Origin of the sequence: Paenibacillus sp. GYB006, from assembly GCF_036577645.1 — a bacterium.
Lineage (GTDB): Bacteria > Bacillota > Bacilli > Paenibacillales > Paenibacillaceae > Paenibacillus.
Window position 1 is genome coordinate 1 of the sequence record NZ_JARBDA010000115.1, and the last position, 235, is coordinate 235.

The window sequence follows — 235 nt, forward strand, 5'->3', positions numbered from 1 at the left end:
TCGCCCTATTCAGACTCGCTTTCGCTGCGGCTACGGCTTTTCACCTTAACCTTGCACGGGAACGTAACTCGCCGGTTCATTCTACAAAAGGCACGCCATCACCCATAAAACGGGCTCTGACTTTTTGTAAGCACACGGTTTCAGGTTCTATTTCACTCCCCTTCCGGGGTGCTTTTCACCTTTCCCTCACGGTACTGCTTCACTATCGGTCGCTAGGGAGTATTTAGCCTTGGCA

At 51.5% G+C, this 235-nt stretch carries 1 rRNA gene; it reads right to left on the bottom strand.

Annotation, left to right across the window (positions count from 1 at the left end):
• Positions 1–235: ribosomal RNA gene (locus PV403_RS25235) — 23S ribosomal RNA — on the bottom strand; the annotation flags it as partial.